This is a genomic window from Pseudomonas sp. LB3P31 (genome assembly GCF_054897945.1).
The window spans coordinates 4108978-4128136 of the sequence record NZ_CM142710.1; the positions used below are offsets into that span (position 1 = coordinate 4108978).

Annotated in this window: 20 protein-coding genes; 16 read left to right on the plus strand and 4 right to left on the minus strand. The window is 60.6% G+C overall.

The features are described from left to right. Positions 1 to 10: 10 nt before the first annotated feature. Together ACYZTK_RS18655 and ACYZTK_RS18660 are read right to left on the minus strand one after the other, a co-directional pair. Positions 11 to 1729, minus strand: a complete 1719-nt coding sequence (locus ACYZTK_RS18655) for a C13 family peptidase (protein ID WP_462011195.1) — start codon at positions 1727 to 1729, stop codon at positions 11 to 13. 113 nt (positions 1730 to 1842) lie between these two features. Continuing rightward, positions 1843 to 2298 (minus strand): MaoC family dehydratase, encoded by a 456-nt coding sequence (locus tag ACYZTK_RS18660; RefSeq protein ID WP_462011196.1) that lies wholly within the window; start codon positions 2296 to 2298, stop codon positions 1843 to 1845. Positions 2299 to 2498: 200 nt separating this feature from the next. On the opposite strand from ACYZTK_RS18660, the gene ACYZTK_RS18665 reads away from it, so the two are divergent. The 3 genes from ACYZTK_RS18665 to ACYZTK_RS18675 are packed head-to-tail and all read left to right on the plus strand — an operon-like array spanning position 2499 to position 4176. Then, positions 2499 to 2861: a CidA/LrgA family protein gene (locus ACYZTK_RS18665; RefSeq protein WP_462011197.1), complete on the plus strand. Its 363-nt coding sequence runs from the start codon at positions 2499 to 2501 to the stop codon at positions 2859 to 2861. Then, positions 2858 to 3574, plus strand: a complete 717-nt coding sequence (locus ACYZTK_RS18670) for an LrgB family protein (RefSeq protein ID WP_462011198.1) — start codon at positions 2858 to 2860, stop codon at positions 3572 to 3574. The genes ACYZTK_RS18665 and ACYZTK_RS18670 overlap by 4 nt, the downstream gene beginning before the upstream one ends. A gap of 11 nt (positions 3575 to 3585) precedes the next feature. Then, complete coding sequence (locus ACYZTK_RS18675) at positions 3586 to 4176, plus strand: LON peptidase substrate-binding domain-containing protein (protein WP_462011199.1); 591 nt, start codon at positions 3586 to 3588, stop codon at positions 4174 to 4176. Between the two features lie 9 nt (positions 4177 to 4185). On the opposite strand, the gene ACYZTK_RS18680 is transcribed toward ACYZTK_RS18675, so the two are convergent. Continuing rightward, on the minus strand, positions 4186 to 5502 hold the full coding sequence (locus tag ACYZTK_RS18680) for a bifunctional DedA family/phosphatase PAP2 family protein (RefSeq protein WP_462011200.1): 1317 nt from the start codon (positions 5500 to 5502) through the stop codon (positions 4186 to 4188). 182 nt (positions 5503 to 5684) lie between these two features. Beyond that, the gene (locus tag ACYZTK_RS18685; RefSeq protein WP_462011201.1) at positions 5685 to 6383 is read right to left on the minus strand and encodes a DNA-3-methyladenine glycosylase; all 699 of its coding nucleotides are present in this window, start codon (positions 6381 to 6383) and stop codon (positions 5685 to 5687) included. 188 nt (positions 6384 to 6571) lie between these two features. Here ACYZTK_RS18685 and ACYZTK_RS18690 point away from each other — a divergent pair, with 188 nt between their 5' ends. The 13 genes from ACYZTK_RS18690 (at position 6572) to ACYZTK_RS18750 (ending at position 19151) form a co-directional block, all read left to right on the plus strand. Continuing rightward, positions 6572 to 7843 carry a glutamate-5-semialdehyde dehydrogenase gene (locus ACYZTK_RS18690; protein ID WP_462011202.1) on the plus strand — a complete coding sequence of 424 codons (1272 nt, stop codon included), beginning with the start codon at positions 6572 to 6574 and terminating at the stop codon, positions 7841 to 7843. Between the two features lies 1 nt (position 7844). Further along, positions 7845 to 8531 (plus strand): nicotinate-nucleotide adenylyltransferase, encoded by a 687-nt coding sequence (nadD, locus tag ACYZTK_RS18695; RefSeq protein WP_462011203.1) that lies wholly within the window; start codon positions 7845 to 7847, stop codon positions 8529 to 8531. 72 nt (positions 8532 to 8603) lie between these two features. Beyond that, complete coding sequence (gene rsfS / locus ACYZTK_RS18700) at positions 8604 to 9098, plus strand: ribosome silencing factor (RefSeq protein ID WP_462011204.1); 495 nt, start codon at positions 8604 to 8606, stop codon at positions 9096 to 9098. A gap of 9 nt (positions 9099 to 9107) precedes the next feature. After that, entirely contained in the window at positions 9108 to 9575 is a 468-nt protein-coding gene (gene rlmH, locus ACYZTK_RS18705) for a 23S rRNA (pseudouridine(1915)-N(3))-methyltransferase RlmH (RefSeq protein WP_003185785.1), read from the plus strand. Positions 9576 to 9585: 10 nt separating this feature from the next. Further along, complete coding sequence (mrdA, locus tag ACYZTK_RS18710; RefSeq protein ID WP_462011205.1) at positions 9586 to 11481, plus strand: penicillin-binding protein 2; 1896 nt, start codon at positions 9586 to 9588, stop codon at positions 11479 to 11481. A 31-nt stretch (positions 11482 to 11512) separates the two neighbouring features. Next, complete coding sequence (gene rodA, locus ACYZTK_RS18715; RefSeq protein WP_462014929.1) at positions 11513 to 12616, plus strand: rod shape-determining protein RodA; 1104 nt, start codon at positions 11513 to 11515, stop codon at positions 12614 to 12616. A 17-nt stretch (positions 12617 to 12633) separates the two neighbouring features. Next, positions 12634 to 13644 carry a lytic murein transglycosylase B gene (gene mltB, locus ACYZTK_RS18720; protein WP_462011206.1) on the plus strand — a complete coding sequence of 337 codons (1011 nt, stop codon included), beginning with the start codon at positions 12634 to 12636 and terminating at the stop codon, positions 13642 to 13644. Beyond that, positions 13644 to 14657, plus strand: a complete 1014-nt coding sequence (locus tag ACYZTK_RS18725) for a septal ring lytic transglycosylase RlpA family protein (protein ID WP_462011207.1) — start codon at positions 13644 to 13646, stop codon at positions 14655 to 14657. Before mltB ends, ACYZTK_RS18725 begins: the two co-directional genes overlap by 1 nt. A gap of 182 nt (positions 14658 to 14839) precedes the next feature. Beyond that, complete coding sequence (locus ACYZTK_RS18730) at positions 14840 to 15997, plus strand: D-alanyl-D-alanine carboxypeptidase family protein (protein ID WP_462011208.1); 1158 nt, start codon at positions 14840 to 14842, stop codon at positions 15995 to 15997. Between the two features lie 86 nt (positions 15998 to 16083). Beyond that, positions 16084 to 16359 carry a DUF493 domain-containing protein gene (locus tag ACYZTK_RS18735; RefSeq protein WP_462011209.1) on the plus strand — a complete coding sequence of 92 codons (276 nt, stop codon included), beginning with the start codon at positions 16084 to 16086 and terminating at the stop codon, positions 16357 to 16359. Further along, a complete protein-coding gene (gene lipB, locus ACYZTK_RS18740) occupies positions 16359 to 17006 on the plus strand; it encodes a lipoyl(octanoyl) transferase LipB (protein ID WP_462011210.1) in 648 nt (215 codons plus the stop codon). The genes ACYZTK_RS18735 and lipB overlap by 1 nt, the downstream gene beginning before the upstream one ends. A gap of 1 nt (position 17007) precedes the next feature. Further along, a complete protein-coding gene (lipA, locus tag ACYZTK_RS18745) occupies positions 17008 to 18030 on the plus strand; it encodes a lipoyl synthase (RefSeq protein WP_090179476.1) in 1023 nt (340 codons plus the stop codon). Positions 18031 to 18203: 173 nt separating this feature from the next. Then, positions 18204 to 19151: a S66 peptidase family protein gene (locus ACYZTK_RS18750; protein WP_462011211.1), complete on the plus strand. Its 948-nt coding sequence runs from the start codon at positions 18204 to 18206 to the stop codon at positions 19149 to 19151. Positions 19152 to 19159 lie beyond the last annotated feature (8 nt).

The following is a 19159-nucleotide window of genomic DNA, read 5'->3' on the forward strand; positions in this document are numbered from 1 at the left end:
ACTGTTCAGCTTAGTTGCTCTTTGCATCCTTGCTGTCGATCGACACACTTTGCAGCGCTTTACGGGCCTGCTGCTTGCGCAATAACTGCCAGTGCGACAGGACGGTTTTCGGCGCCCAGATCTGCGGTTCGGATGCTTCGAAGTTGTCGGCGAGCTCGCGCTCGGCCACGGTCGCCTTCGCGAGCTTGAAGGCTTGTTCCAGGTCGTCGGTCTGGTTCAGCGCCTGGGCGAACAGGGCATCGCCGAAATAGGTAAAGTTGGCTTCCTCGGAGCAGCCGAACGACACGCGATCGGCTCGGGAGGCGGTCATGATCAGGGTGCGTTCGTCTTTCAAAGTCGGAATGAAACCGCCTGAGTAACACGCGGAAATCACAATGATCTTGTCGCGGTTTTTCAGGGGCGCCAGGACTGCGGCCAGCTCATCGGCGGGCAGGTCTGACAGCTCCATGCGCGGCTGGTCGAGTACCAGTTCGTGTTCGCTGGTGCCGTGGCTGGTCAGGTAGATGAAGATCAGGTCTTCCGGCCCGCTGCGCTCGGCCAGGGTGGCGGCGGCGCGGCGCAGGTTTTCCCGGGTGGCCATCGGCCGATCCATCAGATGGTCGCGATGGTTGACCAGGCGGATCTGGCCAAAGGCACCAAATCGGCTGCTGAGCATGTTGCTGACATAATCGGACTCGCGCAGGAATACGCTCTGCTTGCCATCTCCACCGAGGGTCAGGGTGTAGAGCTCGACCGCCGGAGTCGAGGCCGGCACGCCTGCCAGTGCCTCTTCCAGCAGCCGACCCTGGGCCAGCAGGCCAAGCTCAAGACTGTCAGGCAACAACTTGCCTTCGGCGTCGCGAACTCGCTGGCCGGCGATCCAGGTGCCGCTTTGCACCGTGCCATCCGTCATTACCAGCGTGCCGCGGCCCGAGTAGCTGTCATTGTCGAACTGGCCGATGTAGAAACTGCCGTCCGCAAGGTTCAAGCGACCTGGCCCGCTGAAGCGCCAATCGCTGAACTGGCCGACGTAATGGCTGCCGTCGGCGCCGATCAGCTCGCCCTTGCCATTCAGCGAGCCTTCCTTGAATTGCCCGAGCCAGACGTCGCCATCGGCGTTTTCGTAGCGGCCCTTGCCGTGCAGTTGATTGTTCTTGAAGCTGCCGACGTAGATATCACCATCGGCGCTGTTGAAAGTCCCGTTGCCTTCCAGCTGGCCATCGACGAAATGGCCGGTGAACTGGTTGCCACTGGCATCGCCGCGCTGGCCTTCACCGTTGGGTTTGCCATGAGCAAACTGACCCTGATAGGAGCTGCCGTCCTCAAGTTCGAGGCGACCCAGTCCCGAGTACTGATCGGCCTTGAACTCGCCGCGGTAGGTCATGCCGTTCTCTTTGAGGGTGCCTTCGCCATCCCGTCGACCGGCCTTGAAGCCGCCGGTATAGCTGCTGCCGTTGGTGGTCAGCGTGCCCTGGCCGTCGAACAGGCCCTGGTTGAATTGTCCGCGATAGACTTCGCCGTTGCTGCCGTGCCATTCGCCCTGGCCATGCCACTGGCCCTTGTCGAACTGGCCGGCGTACCAGCTGCCATTCGGGTAATCGACCCGCCCCTGGCCTTGCAGCAATCCATCGACCACGTCGCCGCGATAACGTCCGCCATCCGGCAGGCGGGCGTCCGGGGGCAGCAGCGATTCGCCGTCACCGCAAGCGGTCAGCAACAGGGTCAACGCGAGGAGGGCAATCGAGCGCATAGCGGGATCCGGGCAATTAGGCGACCGAGTATGCCGCAGCTCCTTGACCTTATATAGCCAGGAAAACAGCAGAAGGTGCGAAACAGCATGAGCTGCTTCGCATCCAGGATCATTTACACGAAGCAGAGCGACAGTGGTTCGGCGATGTAGGCGGGTTTGTCCGAGCCTTCGATCTCCAGCGTGGCGGTGGCCTTGAGCAGCCATTGGCCGGGTTTTTTCTCGGTGACTTCGGTCAGGTCGACCTTGAGGCGGACCTTCGAGTTGACCTTCACCGGCTGAATGAACCGCACGCTGTCGAGGCCATAATTGACCACCATCTTCAGGCCTTCAGGCAGGACGAGGATGTCTTCCATCAGTTTTGGAATCAGCGATAGCGACAGGAAACCGTGTGCAATGGTGCCGCCAAATGGCGTTTGCGCGGCTTTGACCGGGTCAACGTGGATGAACTGATAATCCCCAGTGGCTTCGGCGAACAGGTTGATGCGCTCCTGGTCGATGGTGAGCCAATCGGAACTTCCAAGTTCCTTGCCGACATAATCTTTGAGCTCTGCAACTGGAACGTAGGGCATTGAGACTCTCCTTGGGTTCATCGGTTTTATAGTTTTTAGATGGAGGGCAGCCCTCCCGAATTACCACTTTAGATCAACATGGCGGCGTACTGCGGTCAACCGACCATGCTTATGGCGAATGCCGGTCCATAGCGTGGGCGTGCTTATAATGCTCGGCCCCGCCATTGCGGGAGCTTGACGGGTTTGGCAGGAGATAAAGGATGTTGTTACGAGGTTTGACCTGGCTGGTGCTGTTCCAATTGCTTGGAACGGCGATCAATCACCTGTTTTTGCCCGTGCTGCCGGGGCCGATTGTCGGCCTGCTATTGCTGCTGGTATATCTGATCAGCCGCGGCCAGGTGGGCGAGCCGCTGAGCCTGGCGGCCAGCAGCCTGTTGCGTTACCTGCCCCTGTTGCTGGTACCGCCGGCAGTTGGGGTGATGGTGTATGCCAAGGATATTGCCGCTGACTTCTGGGCCATCGTCGGCGCCCTGGTGCTGTCGCTATTGCTGTCCATGGCGTTCGCCGGGGTGCTGATGCAACGCATGGTCAAGCGCCATGCGGCGCCTGAGGACAGCCAATGACCTTCGACTGGCAGGGCGCCTGGACGTCAGTGATTCACCATCCATTATTCGGCATCGGCATCACCCTGGGTGCTTATCAGCTGATGCTGGCGGCGTTCGAGAAAACCCGCTGGATCTTTTTGCAACCGGTGCTGGTCTCCATGCTGTTGGTGATCGGTGTGCTGATTGGCTGTGGCATTACCTATGCTGAGTACCGCGAGAGCACCGAGATCCTGAGTATCCTGCTCGGGCCGGCAACGGTGGCCTTGGCCGTACCGCTGTACCTGAACCTGCGAAGGATTCGGCAGTTGTTCTGGCCGATATTTACTACGCTGGTGATAGGCGGCGTGGTCGCCACCGGTCTTGGCGTGTTGCTGGGCTGGTCGTTCGGCGCTGAGCACATGATCCTGATGACCATGGCACCGAAGTCCGTTACTTCGCCGATTGCCATGCTGGTTGCGGAACAGATTGGTGGTGTAGCGGCCCTGGCGGCGGTATTTGTGCTGATCACCGGGGTGATCGGGGCGATTTTCGGGCCTGGCCTGTTGACCTGGCTTGGCGTCCACAGCCCGGAAGCGCGCGGCATGGCGCTGGGCATGACGGCGCATGCGGTGGGCACTTCGGTGGCCCTGCAGGAGAGTGAAGAGTGCGGCGCCTTCGCGGCGCTGGCAATGAGTCTGATGGGCGTGGCCACGGCGGTCTTCCTGCCGTTGGCGGTGTCGATGGTGGTGTAAGGAAAATGTCTATGAGCTTGCCGCTGTTTCCGCTAAACACAGTGCTGTTTCCTGGCTGCATTCTCGACTTGCAGATTTTCGAGGCGCGCTACCTGGACATGATCGGCCGTTGCATGAAGCAGGGCGGCGGGTTTGGTGTGGTGTGCATTCTCGATGGCGAGGAGGTGGGGCTTGCCCCTGAGGGTTATGCGCTGGTCGGCTGTGAAGCACTGATCACCGACTTCAAACAGCAGGCCAATGGCTTGCTGGGCATCCGGGTGCAGGGCGGCCGGCGTTTTAATGTCCTGAGCACCGAAGTGCAGCGCGATCAACTGACGGTTGCCGAGGTCGAGTGGCTGGAAGACGAGCCGGAGCAGCCGCTGCAGGATGAAGATGCTGATCTGGTCGCCTTGCTCAAGGCGCTCGCCGAGCACCCGATGGTTGAAGCATTGAACATGGGCACCGATGCAGCCGGGCAACAGTCGTTGGCCAATCAGCTGGCGTATCTGTTGCCGTTTGCCGAAGTGGACAAGATCGACCTGCTGCAGCTGGATGATCCGCAGCAGCGACTGGATGCGATCCAGGCGCTGCTTGATGAGCTGCAAGGCGAGTTGTTTGCCTGAGCAGCAGGCTTAGTAGGCGTAGCGCAACATGGCGTGCGGCAGGTGGCGCAAAGCGAAGAAGCCGAACAGCACCACCATCGCCGGCAGCACCAGCCACCAGACTTTGGGCTGCATGGCCTTGAGTTCTTCGCTGCGCTGGATCAGCCACAGGCACGCTGCGCAGACACAGGCCGCGAGCATAGCCCCTGCGGTGATGTCGGTAGGCCAGTGCGCTCCCAGGTAGACCCGCGATACTGCAATTGCCAGCGCCGGCAGGCAACCCACCAGAAGCCAGGTCAGGCGCATGCGCGGGGGTTGACCGCGACCCGCCAGTACCGCCAGGGTCAGGAACAGCGCAAACGCCCCGGAGGCATGGCCGCTGGGCATGCTGTAGCTGGTTAGTGGGTCGCTCAGTACTTCCGGGCGCACCCGGGCAAAAAACACTTTGAGCCCGGTGTTGGCCAGCGCGGTCAGCAGCAGCGTCGCGCAAGCGAAAATTGCCTGGCGCCATTGCCGCATCACCAGCAGCAGGACCACGAGCAGGGCGCTGAACAGCAGCATGTTGCGGAACTCGCCAATGATCGTCAGCGTCACCATGACTTCATCCAGAGTCGCGCTGCGGTGTTCCTGCACCAGTGTCATTACTCCCTGGTCCAGGGCTGTAAGGTGCGGATAGCCGATAAACAGCCCGGCCAGGATCAGCAGGCTCATGCTGGCAATCAGTACCGTCGCCTTGCGATGGCGGCGCATGCTGCTGGTGATGCTCAGGCCGACCATCACCGCAATGCTGCCCGCAACGATGCCTGCTTCCGGCCAGAAACCATCCGGCAAAGGCAGGCGCATCGCCGCGCCTGTGGCCCAACCGGGGAGCAGGTAGGCGACGCTCCACCCGGCGGCGGCCAGCAGGCTGACAGCGGCAAAACGCGGGAAGGGCATGTCGAACATCCCGGCGACCATTGGCAGCATGGGTCGCAGCGGGCCGATGAAGCGGCCGACCAACAGGCTGGCGATGCCATAACGATGGAAATACGACTCCGCGCCGGCGATCCATTCCGGATGATGGCGCAAGCCGGGCAGGCGGCGGATGTTCTGGTGAAAGTGTCGCCCGATGAAGTAGGACACGATATCGCCTGATATCCCGGCTACAAATCCCAGCAGCAACGTCTCGCTCAACGACAACGCGCCACTGCCGGCCATCACGGCGACGGCAAACAGCAGCACCGTGCCGGGTACGATCAGCCCGGCAATCGCCAGGCATTCTACGAAAGCCACGATGAATACGGCTGCGGCCAACCACTGCGGGTTTGCCGCGAGCCATCCGGTCACGCTATCGAGCCATGGGCCCATAAAAACAACTCCATTGAATAATAAATTGGCCCCAGGGACCCGACCTGATTTTCCAAACTACACAAATCCTGTAGGAGTGAGCCTGCTCGCGATAGCGGTCTGTCATTCAAAACAGATGTCGCCTGATACACCGCTATCGCGAGCAGGCTCACTCCTACAAGGGGAGGGCAATGAATCCGGGCTCATGACAGCAAAAAATAATCCCGCCCTTCGACCTGCCCCCGTCGCAGCGGGTTCCGTGTGCAATACGGCGCATAAGCCGAATCGACAAAGCGATACATCAGGTGCTCATCGCGCCCCTGAGGGATTCCCAGGCGGGTAGTCTGGATCACATGGCCAGGTGTAGCGCCGACGTCTTCCACCAGCAGCGCCTCATGGTCGAACCGTCGGGCGTCCCACACGGGCACTTTCAAACCCAGCGCCTTGCACAGCAAAGTCTGCCCGGCACACAGCTTTTGCGAGGCCCGAGGGCGGCCCTGGGCATCTGGATTGTTCAGCAGCATCTGCGCCAGGCTGGCCGGGCCACTCAATTCATCGAGCCATGGATAGGCTGATTTGATCAATACCGCATTCTCGGGACCGTGAGCGCTGAAGTTCAACGAGTCGCCACCGCGGGCGTAATACATGTAAATGTGACCGCCATCCAGAAACAAAGCCTTACGCTTTTCTGTATAGCCGAGCGAGGCATGACTGCCTTTTTCGTCGAAATAATAGGCTTCGGTCTCGATGATTCTGGCGCTGAGCCATAAATCGCCTACCCGATGACGGATCACTTTACCCAGCAGTTCCTGCGCCAGGGTCTGCGCATCGCGGTCGAAAAAAGCGTCCGGCAGCGCGTGGGGCTTGAGGCTGGCGGCGTGTGAGGCAGTCAGGTCGGTCATATGCACAGCGTTTATCAAGGCTGATCGAGCGGTGATGATAACAATAAGCACCTTAATTACGGCTGAACGTCGGCTAATTGAACTCCATTTCGACCATCCGCCCGTCACCGCTGTTAGTCCCGGGGCGCGGCAGCTATAATCTGCCGCTTTACTCTTTACCAAGACCTTAGCAAAGACCACTCCAGACCATGACTGAGTCCGTTCTTGACTACATGACCCGCCTGGGTCGCGCTGCCCGCGAAGCTTCCCGCGTCATCGGCCGTGCCAGCACCGCGCAAAAAAACCGCGCCCTGCAGGCTGCTGCCAACGCGCTGGACGCGGCGCGCGTCGAGCTTGCTGCTGCCAATGAGCTGGATCTGGCGGCCGGTCGGGCCAATGGTCTGGAGCCTGCGCTGCTGGAGCGCCTGGCGCTGACGCCGGAGCGTATTGACGGGATGATCGTCGGCCTGCGCCAGGTCGCAGCCTTGCCGGACCCGGTCGGGGCGATCCGCGACATGAGCTTTCGACCTTCAGGTATCCAGGTCGGCAAGATGCGCGTGCCGTTGGGTGTGATCGGAATCATCTACGAATCCCGCCCCAACGTGACCATCGATGCCGCCAGCCTGTGCCTCAAATCAGGTAATGCGACCATCCTGCGTGGCGGTTCCGAGGCCATTCACTCCAATCGCGCCATCGCGGCTTGCATCCAGCGCGGCCTGGCCGAAGCGGAGTTGCCTGCTGCCGTGGTGCAAGTGGTCGAAACCACCGACCGAGCCGCCGTTGGCGCGCTGATCACCATGCCCGAATACGTTGACGTCATCGTGCCCCGTGGCGGTCGTGGCTTGATCGAACGAGTCAGCCGCGATGCTCGCGTGCCAGTGATCAAGCACCTGGATGGCATTTGCCACGTTTACGTCAGTGCCCACGCCGACCTGGCGAAAGCCCAGCGCATCGCTTTCAACGCCAAGACCTATCGGTATGGCATCTGCGGCGCGATGGAAACATTGCTGGTCGACGAAATCGTTGCCAGGGATTTCCTGCCGTCGATGGCTGCCCAGTTCCGCGAAAAAGGCGTCGAACTGCGCGGCTGCACGCGTACCCGGGCGATTATCGATGCAGTGGCGGCAACTGAAGACGACTGGAACACCGAGTACCTGGCGCCGATTCTTTCGATCCGCGTAGTGGACGGGCTGGACCAGGCCATCGAGCATATCAACCAGTACGGCTCCCATCACACTGACTCGATCTGCAGCGAAAGCCTGGCTGACACCCGGCGTTTCGTCGCCGAAGTCGATTCGGCATCGGTGATGATCAACACACCGACCTGCTTTGCCGACGGATTTGAATACGGATTGGGTGCCGAGATCGGCATTTCTACTGATAAGCTGCACGCCCGCGGACCGGTCGGTCTCGAAGGCCTGACCTGCGAGAAGTACATCGTGGTCGGCGATGGCCAGTTGCGCGGCCAGGCGTCGGTCTGACTTGGGCGACCTCGACCTGACAGCGCCGGTCCCCGACGAGCCTGCCCCGCGCCGCATTGGCGTGCTGGGCGGAACGTTCGATCCGGTGCACATCGGCCACTTGCGCGGTGGCCTGGAAGTCGCGGAATCCCTGGCGCTGGATGAATTGCGCTTGACGCCCAGCGCCCGTCCGCCTCATCGCGGTACGCCGCAGGTGTCGGCGAAGGACCGTCTGGCGATGGTCGAGTGCGCGGTGGCCGGTGTGGCGCCGTTGGTGGTGGATGCTCGCGAATTGCAGCGGGACAAACCGTCCTACACTATCGATACCCTGGAGTTGATGCGCGCCGAATTGGCCGCTCAGGACCAGGTTTTTCTACTTCTGGGCTGGGACGCATTTTGCGGCCTGCCCACTTGGCACCGCTGGGAAGAGTTGCTCCAGCATTGCCACATCCTGGTGCTGCAACGCCCGGATGCCGACAGCGAACCGCCGGATGCCTTGCGCAACCTGCTGGCAGCGCGCTCGGTGAGCGACCCGCTGGCCCTCAAGGGGCCGAGCGGACAGATTGCATTCGTCTGGCAGACTCCGCTCGCGGTATCCGCCACCCAGATCCGTCAACTGCTGGCCAGCGGTAAGTCGGTACGTTTCCTGGTGCCCGACGCGGTCCTGGCCTACATCGATGCGCACGGACTCTACCGTGCGTCGAACTGAAAAAGGGAGCGCTTTAGAGCACGTGAACGCGTGTACCGAAGCGCCCGAACATACGAGCAAAACGAGTTTTATATGACGAACAAAGACGTAGCTAAAGTAAAGCGCAAAGGCACATTCAAGAGCGCTCCATTGCCTGAGGCGGTTTTCAGCAACGAGCCCCTGAAGGGTGAAGAGCTGGTCAAGGTTGCCGTTGCAGCCCTGGAAGACGTGAAGGGCCAGGATATCCAGGTCATCGACGTTCGTGAAAAGCAGAGCATCACTGACTTCATGATCATCGCTACCGGTACTTCGAACCGCCAGATTGGCGCGATGCTGGACAAGGTCCGCGAAGCCGTTAAAGCCCTGGGCGTCAAGCCACTGGGTGAAGAAGGCAAGGGCGACAGCGACTGGGTATTGCTGGATATGGACGACGTCATCGTGCACATGATGACTGCCTCGGCACGTCAGTTCTATGACCTGGAACGCCTGTGGGCCGGTGCCGAGCAAAGCCGTTCGGCCAGCGCTGCACACCACAGCCCAGAGAACACCCATGAGCACTTCACCAAGCTCAACAAAGACCAGCTGTAAGGGACTGCTGTGCGACTGCGACTGATCGCCGTCGGTTCACGCATGCCCAAATGGGTGGAAGAAGGCTGGCATGAATATGCCAAGCGTCTTCCGTCCGAGCTGGCGCTGGAACTGGTGGAAATACCGCTCAACACTCGTGGCAAGAACGCCGACGTGGCTCGCTTTATCCGTCAGGAAGGTGAAGCCATGCTCGCCAAGGTCGGCCCGAACGAGCGGATTGTCACCCTCGAAGTCCACGGCAAGCCCTGGAGCACCGAGCAGTTGGCGGTCGAACTGGATCGCTGGCGGCTGGACTCGCGCACGGTGAATTTCATGGTCGGTGGCCCGGAAGGGCTGGCGCCGGAAGTCTGTGCGCGGGCGGATCAGCGCTGGTCGCTCTCGCCGTTGACCCTGCCGCACCCGTTGGTGCGGATCCTGATCGGCGAACAGCTGTATCGTGCCTGGACAGTATTGTCCGGCCACCCTTACCACAAGTAATTCTGCCCTCATGCCCCAGCCGATCCGCATCAAGGACCACGAAAAAGACGCCCGTCTGGTGCGTGGCCGCGTCGTGTTCGGGGCAATTGCGGTAGTGGTGCTGATTTGTGTGCTGATCGCGCGGCTGTATTTCCTGCAGGTGATTCAATACGAGTATCACTCGACCCTGTCGGAAAACAATCGCGTCCATGTGCAGCCGATTCCGCCGACTCGCGGGTTGATCTTCGACCGCAATGGCGTAGTGGTGGCCGACAACCGGCCCAGCTTCAGCCTGAGCATGACGCGCGAGCGCTCCGGTGACTGGCAACAGATACTCGATGTGATCGTCGAAGTACTGGAGCTGACGCCGGAAGACCGGGTGATCTTCGAGAAACGCATGAAGCAGGGGCGCCGGCCTTTCGAGCCGGTGCCGATCCTGTTCGAGCTCTCGGAAGAACAGATCGCCCGGATCGCGGTGAACCAGTTCCGCCTTCCGGGCGTGGAAGTTGTCGCGCAGTTGGTGCGTCATTACCCGCAGGGTGCGCATTTTGCGCACTCGGTGGGCTACATGGGGCGGATCAACGAGAAAGAGCTGAAGACCCTCGATCCGGTGAATTACAGCGGCACCCATCATATTGGCAAGACCGGTATTGAACGCTTCTACGAGCCCGAACTGCATGGCCAGGTCGGTTACGAAGAAGTCGAAACCAACGCTCGAGGCCGCGTACTGCGGGTACTCAAGCGTACCGATCCGATTCCCGGCAAAGACATTGTCCTGAGCCTGGACATCAAATTGCAGGAAGCGGCCGAAGCGGCACTCGGCGGTCGGCGTGGTGCCGTCGTGGCGCTGGACCCGGCCACCGGTGAAGTGCTGGCGATGGTCAGCCAGCCGAGTTTCGATCCCAACCTGTTCGTCACCGGCATCAGCTTCAAGGCTTACGCCGAGCTGCGTGATTCCATCGACCGGCCGCTGTTCAACCGGGTGCTGCGCGGCCTGTACCCGCCGGGCTCGACCATCAAGCCGGCGGTGGCCATTGCCGGCCTGGACTCGGGCGTGGTGACTGCATCCACCCGGGTCTTCGATCCGGGCTACTACCAGCTGCCCAACTACGATCACAAATACCGCAACTGGAACCGGACCGGTGACGGTTTTGTCGACCTGGATACCGCGATCATGCGGTCCAACGACACCTATTTCTACGACCTGGCGCACAAGCTGGGGATCGATCGGCTGTCCGCCTACATGGGCAAGTTCGGCATCGGCCAGAAGGTCTCGCTGGACATGTTCGAGGAATCGCCGGGGCTTATGCCGTCCCGCGAGTGGAAGCGCGCGACCCGCCGTCAGGCCTGGTTCCCGGGCGAGACTCTGATTCTGGGGATCGGCCAGGGCTACATGCAGTCGACGCCGCTGCAGCTGGCGCAAGCTACTGCTTTGGTCGCGAACAAGGGCATCTGGAATCGTCCGCACCTGGCCAAGACGGTCGAGGGTGAGAAGCCCAAGGATGAAGACCCGATGCCGAATATCGTCCTGCGCGATCCGTCGGACTGGGCCAAGGTCAATCACGGTATGCAGCAGGTCATGCATGGTGCACGAGGCACCGCGCGCAAGGCCGCGATCGGCGCGCAATACCGGATTGCCGGCAAAAGTGGTACGGCGCAGGTGGTTGCGATCAAGCAGGGCGAGAAGTACGACCGTTCCAAGGTTCAGGAGCGTCACCGCGACCACGCCTTGTTCGTCGGCTTCGCGCCGGCCGACAACCCGAAAATCGTCGTGTCGGTCATGGTCGAGAACGGCGAGTCCGGTTCCGGCGTTGCCGCTCCAGTGGTCCGTCAGATCATGGACGCCTGGCTCCTGGGTCAGGACGGCCGACTGAAAGCCGAATACGCCAGCCCTATCAGTGCGGAGGCTACGGCCCGTGAAGAGTAATTTCGATCGCATCCTCTCCAGTGAAGATGTGATGCGTCGCCGTGCGACGTTGTTGCAACGCATGCATATCGACGGCCCATTGCTGATCCTGCTGCTGACGCTCGCTGCCGGCAGCCTGTTCGTTCTGTATTCGGCGAGTGGCAAGAGCTGGGACTTGCTGGCCAAGCAGGCAACTTCGTTCGGCATCGGCCTGGTCTCGATGGTAGTCATCGCCCAGTTCGAACCGCGCTTCATGGCGCGTTGGGTGCCGGTGGGTTATGTGCTCGGCGTGCTGTTGCTGGTGGTGGTCGACATCATGGGCCACAACGCCATGGGTGCCACGCGCTGGATCAACATTCCCGGGGTCATCCGCTTCCAGCCCTCGGAGTTCATGAAGATTCTGATGCCGGCGACCATTGCCTGGTACCTGTCAAAACGTACTTTGCCGCCGCAGCTCAAGCACGTGGGGGTCAGCCTGTTCCTGATCGGCTTGCCGTTCATCCTGATCGTGCGTCAGCCTGACCTCGGTACTTCGTTGCTGATTCTGGCGGGGGGCGCCTTCGTACTGTTCATGGGCGGCCTGCGCTGGCGCTGGATCCTCAGCGTGCTCGCAGCCGCCGTGCCGGTGTCCGTGGCCATGTGGTACTTCGTGATGCACGACTACCAGAAGCAGCGCGTGCTGACCTTCCTCGACCCTGAAAGCGATCCTCTCGGCACTGGCTGGAACATCATTCAGTCGAAAGCAGCGATCGGTTCCGGCGGCGTGTTCGGCAAGGGCTGGCTGCTGGGTACCCAGTCGCACCTGGACTTCCTGCCGGAAAGCCACACCGACTTCATCATCGCGGTAATGGGCGAAGAGTTCGGCCTGGTGGGCATCTGCGCACTGCTGTTGATTTATTTGCTATTGATTGGCCGGGGCCTGGTGATTACCGCCCAGGCCCAGACATTGTTCGGGAAATTGCTCGCCGGCTCCCTGACCATGACGTTTTTTGTTTACGTTTTCGTCAACATCGGTATGGTCAGTGGCCTGTTGCCAGTTGTGGGGGTGCCGTTGCCGTTCATTAGCTACGGAGGAACTTCGCTGGTGACGTTGCTGTCAGCGTTTGGGGTTTTGATGTCGATCCATACCCATCGTAAGTGGATCGCGCAAGTTTGAATAAGGTGAAGATTTCAATGCAAGTAATGCGTGGCTGGGCGACTCGATACGCGCCATGGGTCGGCCTGGTAAGCATCCTTGGCACAACGCAGTACGCGTTGGCCGGCGATTACGAGGGCACACCGCAGGTGGCCGAATTCGTCGGTGAAATGACCCGCGACTATGGTTTTGCCGGTGAGCAGTTGATGAGCGTGTTCCGCGAAGCCGAGCGCAAGCAGTCGATTCTGGACGCCATCTCGAAACCTGCCGAGCGGGTCAAGCAGTGGAACGAATACCGCCCGATGTTCATCTCCGATGCGCGCATCGCCCGGGGCGTGGATTTCTGGCGGCAGCACGAAGCGGTGCTGGCCCGTGCCGAACAGGAATACGGGGTGCCGGCCCAGGTAATTGTCTCGATCATCGGCGTTGAAACCTTTTTTGGCCGAAATACCGGAAATTTCCGGGTGATCGATGCCTTGTCGACCCTGGGTTTCGACTATCCTCCTCGTGCCGAATTTTTCCGCAAGGAGCTGCGTGAGTTCCTGCTGCTGGCCCGCGAAGAGCAGGTCGACCCATTGACCCTCAAGGGCTCGTACGCCGGGGCCATGGGTCTGCCGCAGTTCATGCCCAGCAGTTTTCGCGCCTACGCAGTCGATTTCGACGGTGACGGCCACATCAATATCTGGAACAACCCGGACGATGCCATCGGCAGCGTTGCCAGTTACTTCAAGCGTCACGGCTGGGTAGCCGGGGAGCCGGTGGTCAGTCGCGCCGACGTGCGGGGCGATCAGGTGGACGAAGGTTTGACCACTGGCATCGAACCGACTAAAACCGTCGGGGAGTTGCGAGCGTTGGGGTGGTCGAGTCATGATGCGCTGCGCGATGATATGCCGGTCACGGCTTTCCGCCTGGAAGGTGACCAAGGCCCTGAATACTGGATGGGCCTGAAGAATTTTTACGCGATCACGCGTTATAACCGCAGCGTGATGTACGCCATGGCCGTACATCAACTGTCTGAACAGCTGGTCCAAGCACGGGGCGTCAAGTAATGCGGGCATTGCCTATGAATAAACCCCTGAAGCTGATGGCATTCGGTGCCTTGGCGGTGCTGGTCGCCAGTTGTTCGACCAGCCGCGCGCCGACGCAAAAGCCGGCAACTACCGCCGTGCGCACCATGCCGGGGCTGGATATCAACCGCGCCCACAAAGACGGCGCGCCCTGGTGGGATGTCGACGTGTCGCGCATCCCGGACGCCACCCCGACCCTGCACACCGGCCCTTATAAAGCCAACCCCTACACCGTGCTGGGCAAGACCTACTTCCCGATCCAGGAATCCAAAACCTACGTGGCTTCGGGCACGGCGTCCTGGTACGGCACCAAGTTCCACGGTCAGAACACCGCCAACGGCGAAGTCTATGACCTGTACGGCATGAGTGCCGCCCACAAGACCTTGCCACTGCCAAGTTACGTTCGGGTGACCAACCTGGACAATAACAAGTCGGTAGTGCTGCGGGTCAACGATCGTGGGCCGTTCTACTCCGACCGCATCATCGATCTGTCGTACGCGGCGGCCAAAAAGCTCGGTTATGCCGAAACCGGTACCGCGCGAGTCAAGGTCGAGGGCATCGATCCACAGCAATGGTGGGCCGCCAAAGGCCGTCCGGCGCCGTTGATGCTCAACGAACCGCAGGTCGCACAGAACAAGGCACCGATGATCACGGCTTCGGCCGGCACCGTCGAGCAATGGACGCCACCGCCGCAGCAACACGCGGCGGCCGTAGTGCCCGTGCAGATCGATGCAAAAAAAAACGCTTCTGTACCAGCCTCTGGCCAGTATCTGCAGGTGGGCGCGTTCGCCAACCCGGACGCTGCAGAGCTCCTGAGATCGAAGCTGAGCGGAATGGTGAGCGCTCCGGTGTTCATCAGTTCGATCGTGCGCAATCAACAGACCCTGCATCGGGTACGCCTGGGGCCGATGGGCTCTCCGGGTGAAATCCAGCAGGTGCAGAACAGCGTGCGCCTGGCCAATCTCGGTTCGCCGAGCCTGGTCACCGCCGAGTAATACGTAGTACTTGATTGAGGGTTCACTTGCGATTTGGGGGGTGGGCCTGGTTGTTGGCTCGATGAAGAACAAAAGCCCGGCAAGGGCTACAGAGTGAACGACCAAACACGCGACAGCTCGTTAGAAAGCTGTCTGATTAGTTTTGCCCCTGGGCAGTTTCCATTAGCGATTTCGAGAGACGGATGAACATCACCACCTTTGCCAAACGACTTTGCCTGCTAGTCCCGCTGCTCATCTCGCCTGCCGCTTTCGCGGTCGAGATGATGCCGTCGCCACCACAACTGGCGGCTAAATCCTATGTGCTCATGGACGCCAGCAGCGGCAACGTGCTGGTAGAAAACAACGGCGACCAGCGTCTGCCTCCGGCCAGCCTGACCAAGCTGATGACCGCGTACATCGCGACCCTGGAAATCCGTCGTGGCCAGATTGGCGAGAACGATCCGGTGACCGTCAGCGAAAACGCCTGGCGCACCGGCGGTTCGCGGATGTTCATCAAGGTCGGCTCCCAGGTCACTGTCAGCGACCTGCTGCACGGCATCATCATCCAGTCGGGTAACGACGCCAGTGTTGCGCTCTCCGAGCACATCGCCGGCAGCGAAGACGCGTTCGCCGACATGATGAACAAAACCGTGGCCGACCTTGGCATGACCAATAGCCACTTCATGAACCCGACCGGCCTGCCGAACCCTGAGCACTACTCTTCGGCTCACGACATGGCCGTGCTGGCTCGCGCGATCATCCACGAAGACCCGGCTCACTATGCGATCTACTCGCAGAAAGAGTTCTTCTGGAACGGCATCAAGCAACCTAACCGCAACCTGCTGCTGTGGCGCGACAAGACCGTTGATGGCCTGAAAACCGGCCACACCGATGAAGCGGGCTACTGCATGGTGTCGTCGGCTGTACGTGATGGCATGCGCCTGATCGCCGTGGTGTTCGGCACCAACAGCGAAGTGGCTCGCGCTTCCGAGACCCAGAAGCTGCTGACTTACGGCTTCCGCTTCTTCGAAACCCAGACCTTCTATCAGAAAGGCGCCGAGCTGGCTCAGGCTCCTGTCTGGAAAGGCACCACCAATCAAGTCAAGGCCGGCCTGGCTGAAGACCTGACCATGACCCTGCCAAAAGGCCAGCTGAAAAAGCTCGCCGCCAGCATGACCATGAACCCACAGCTGATTGCGCCAATTGCCAAGGGCGACGTAATCGGTAAAGTCGAAGTGAAACTGGACGACAAGGTGGTGCACAGCGCCGACCTGATCGCTCTGGACGCGGTTGACGAGGGTGGTATCTTCCGTCGCATGTGGGATAGCATCCGTCTATTCTTCTACGGCTTGTTCAACTGATTTAGTGTGGACCTGCATGGCCCCGTTCCAAATCGGAGCGGGGCCATGTTCGTTACCACGGCTTACGCTCACGAGGCCGTTACGCCATGACCGATACCGAAGTAAAGGCGCCAAAGATCGAATTCCCCTGCGCGGATTACCCGATTAAAGTAATCGGCGACACCGGCGTAGGCTTCAAGGACAAGATCATCGAGATCCTTGAGAAGCACGCCACCGTTGACCTCAAGACGTTCGCCGAGCGCCAGAGCACCAACGGCAAGTACACCACTATCCAGTTGCACATCATCGCTACCGGTCAAGAGCAGCTGTACGACATCAACAGCGAGTTGCGCGCTACCGGTTTTGTGCACATGGTGCTGTGATGTCTGGCACGCTGGGCTTTCGCGAGCTGGGCCAGATGGCTTACGAGCCGGTCTGGCATGCCATGCAACGCTTTACCAACGAACGTGGCACCGATGCCGCGGACGAGATCTGGCTGGTCGAGCACCCTCCGGTGTTCACCCAGGGCCAGGCCGGCAAGGCCGAACATCTGCTGCTGCCGGGTGATATCCCGGTGGTACAAGTCGATCGCGGTGGCCAGGTGACCTACCACGGCCCCGGCCAGTTGGTCGCCTACCTGCTGCTCGATGTACGCAAGCTCGGTTTTGGTGTGCGTGACCTGGTCACCCGCATGGAGCATTGCCTGATCGAATTGCTGGCGAGTTACGGCGTCAGCGCGGCAGCCAAGCCGGATGCACCGGGTGTGTACGTCGACGGGGCGAAAATCGCCTCCCTGGGTTTGCGCATTCGCCACGGCTGTTCCTTTCATGGCCTGGCCCTGAACGTGGACATGAACCTGGAACCGTTCCGACGGATTAATCCCTGCGGCTACGCCGGGCTGGCGATGACCCAGCTGAGCGACCACGCAGGATCGATTGAATTTGCCGAGGTAAGTGCCCGGCTGCGCGCGCAGCTCGTCAAACACCTCGACTATGCTGAGCAGACGACCCTAACGGGCGGAATCGACTGATATGACTACTGATGCAGTGCAAACCATGATCCCGACGCTGGATGTTACCGAGCGTCCGGCCCCGCGTGCCAAGGTAGAAGCCGGCGTCAAGCTGCGCGGCGCCGAGAAGGTTGCACGCATCCCGGTAAAGATCATTCCGACCACCGAGCTGCCGAAGAAGCCCGACTGGATCCGCGTGCGCATCCCGATTTCCCCGGAAGTCGACCGCATCAAGGCCCTGCTGCGCAAACACAAGCTGCACAGCGTCTGCGAAGAAGCCTCCTGCCCGAACCTGGGCGAGTGCTTCTCCGGCGGCACCGCTACCTTCATGATCATGGGTGACATCTGCACCCGTCGTTGCCCGTTCTGCGACGTGGGCCACGGTCGTCCGAAGCCACTGGACGTCAATGAGCCAGAAAGCCTGGCTATCGCCATTGCCGACCTGAAACTGAAATACGTGGTGATTACCTCCGTCGACCGCGACGACCTGCGTGACGGCGGTGCCCAGCACTTTGCCGACTGTATCCGCGAAATTCGCAAGCTGTCGCCGAACGTCCAGCTCGAAACCCTGGTCCCGGACTACCGTGGACGTATGGACGTAGCGCTGGAAATTACTGCTGCCGAGCCGCCTGATGTGTTCAACCACAACCTGGAAACCGTGCCTCGCCTGTACAAGGCCGCGCGTCCGGGCTCGGACTACCAGTGGTCGCTGACCCTGCTGCAACGCTTCAAGCAGATGATGCCGCACATTCCGACCAAGTCCGGCCTGATGCTGGGCCTGGGCGAAACCGATGAAGAAGTCATCGAAGTGATGAAGCGCATGCGCGAGCATGACATCGACATGCTGACCCTGGGCCAGTACCTGCAGCCATCCCGCAGCCACTTGCCGGTCCAGCGTTTCGTGCACCCGGACACCTTCGCCTGGTTCGCCGAGGAAGGTTACAAGATGGGCTTCAAGAACGTCGCCTCCGGCCCGCTGGTACGTTCGTCGTATCACGCCGACGAGCAGGCCAAGCTGGTCAAGGCCGAGCTGATGTCGTCCTGATCGATCGCTGGTGAAAAAGCGCCCGCAAGGCTACTCCAGCTTGCGGGCGGTTTTTTGCCTGGCCTACGGCAAACACGGCTTTTTCCTGCAGACTGAGGGCAACTGTTCTTCTTCTGTTTGTCGCAGTTCCTGACTACTGTGTGTTTGATGTTTTCACGCAGGGAGATTCATGGATGACCGTTCGACCGATACACACCCTCAGTCCACACGCTGCTGTTCCGGCGTTGCCGTCGCAAGGGCTGATCGGCGTCATTGCGCCTGCCGGGCCGGCGCCGCTGGACACCGACAAGGCCGTCGCCTGGATGCGCGCCCGTGGTTATGCACTGCGGATTTTTCCGGGAGTTTATGAAAAAGATGGCTACCTCGCCGGCAGCGACCAGCGGCGCCTGGATGATCTGCACGGAGCATTTGCCGATCCGCAGGTCGAGGCGATCATTTGCCTGCGCGGTGGTTACGGCACTCCGCGGCTACTCGATCGCATCGATTTCGGGTTGTTGCGCAACAACGCGAAGCCGTTCATTGGCTACAGCGACATCACCGCGCTGCACCTGGCGATCAGTCGATATGCCGGGTTCGTGACCTTTCATGGGCCGTTGCTCAATGCTGACCTGCTGGGGGACAAGAAAAGACCGACCGAGTCGTCGTTTTTCAACATGCTCAGAGGGCAGGTGAAGGCAGGCAGCGTGCTGACTCATCCGGTGGCCTACCCGTTGACCACGATCGAACCCGGCATTGCCCACGGGCGCTTGCTGGGCGGCAATCTGTCGATGATCGCGGCGACCATGGGCACGCCTTTTGAAATCGATGCCGAAGGAGTCATCCTGTTTATCGAGGACATTAACGAGCCGTTGTACCGGATTGACCGGCTGCTGACTCACCTGCGCCTGGCGGGCACGCTGGGCAAGCTGCGCGGGGTTCTGGTGGGGGATGTGGCCGGAGTCGAGACTGCTGCGTTGGAGCGGCTGCTCAAGCAGACTTTCGAGCCGTTGCGGATCCCGGTACTGGCCGGGTGGCGCAGCGGGCATTGTGATCCGAACCTGACCTTGCCGATGGGGGCGTTGGTGCGGCTGGATGCGGGGGGCAAGGCGTTGGTGTTGGAGCAGGATGTGGTAATCAAATAACCGGGTGA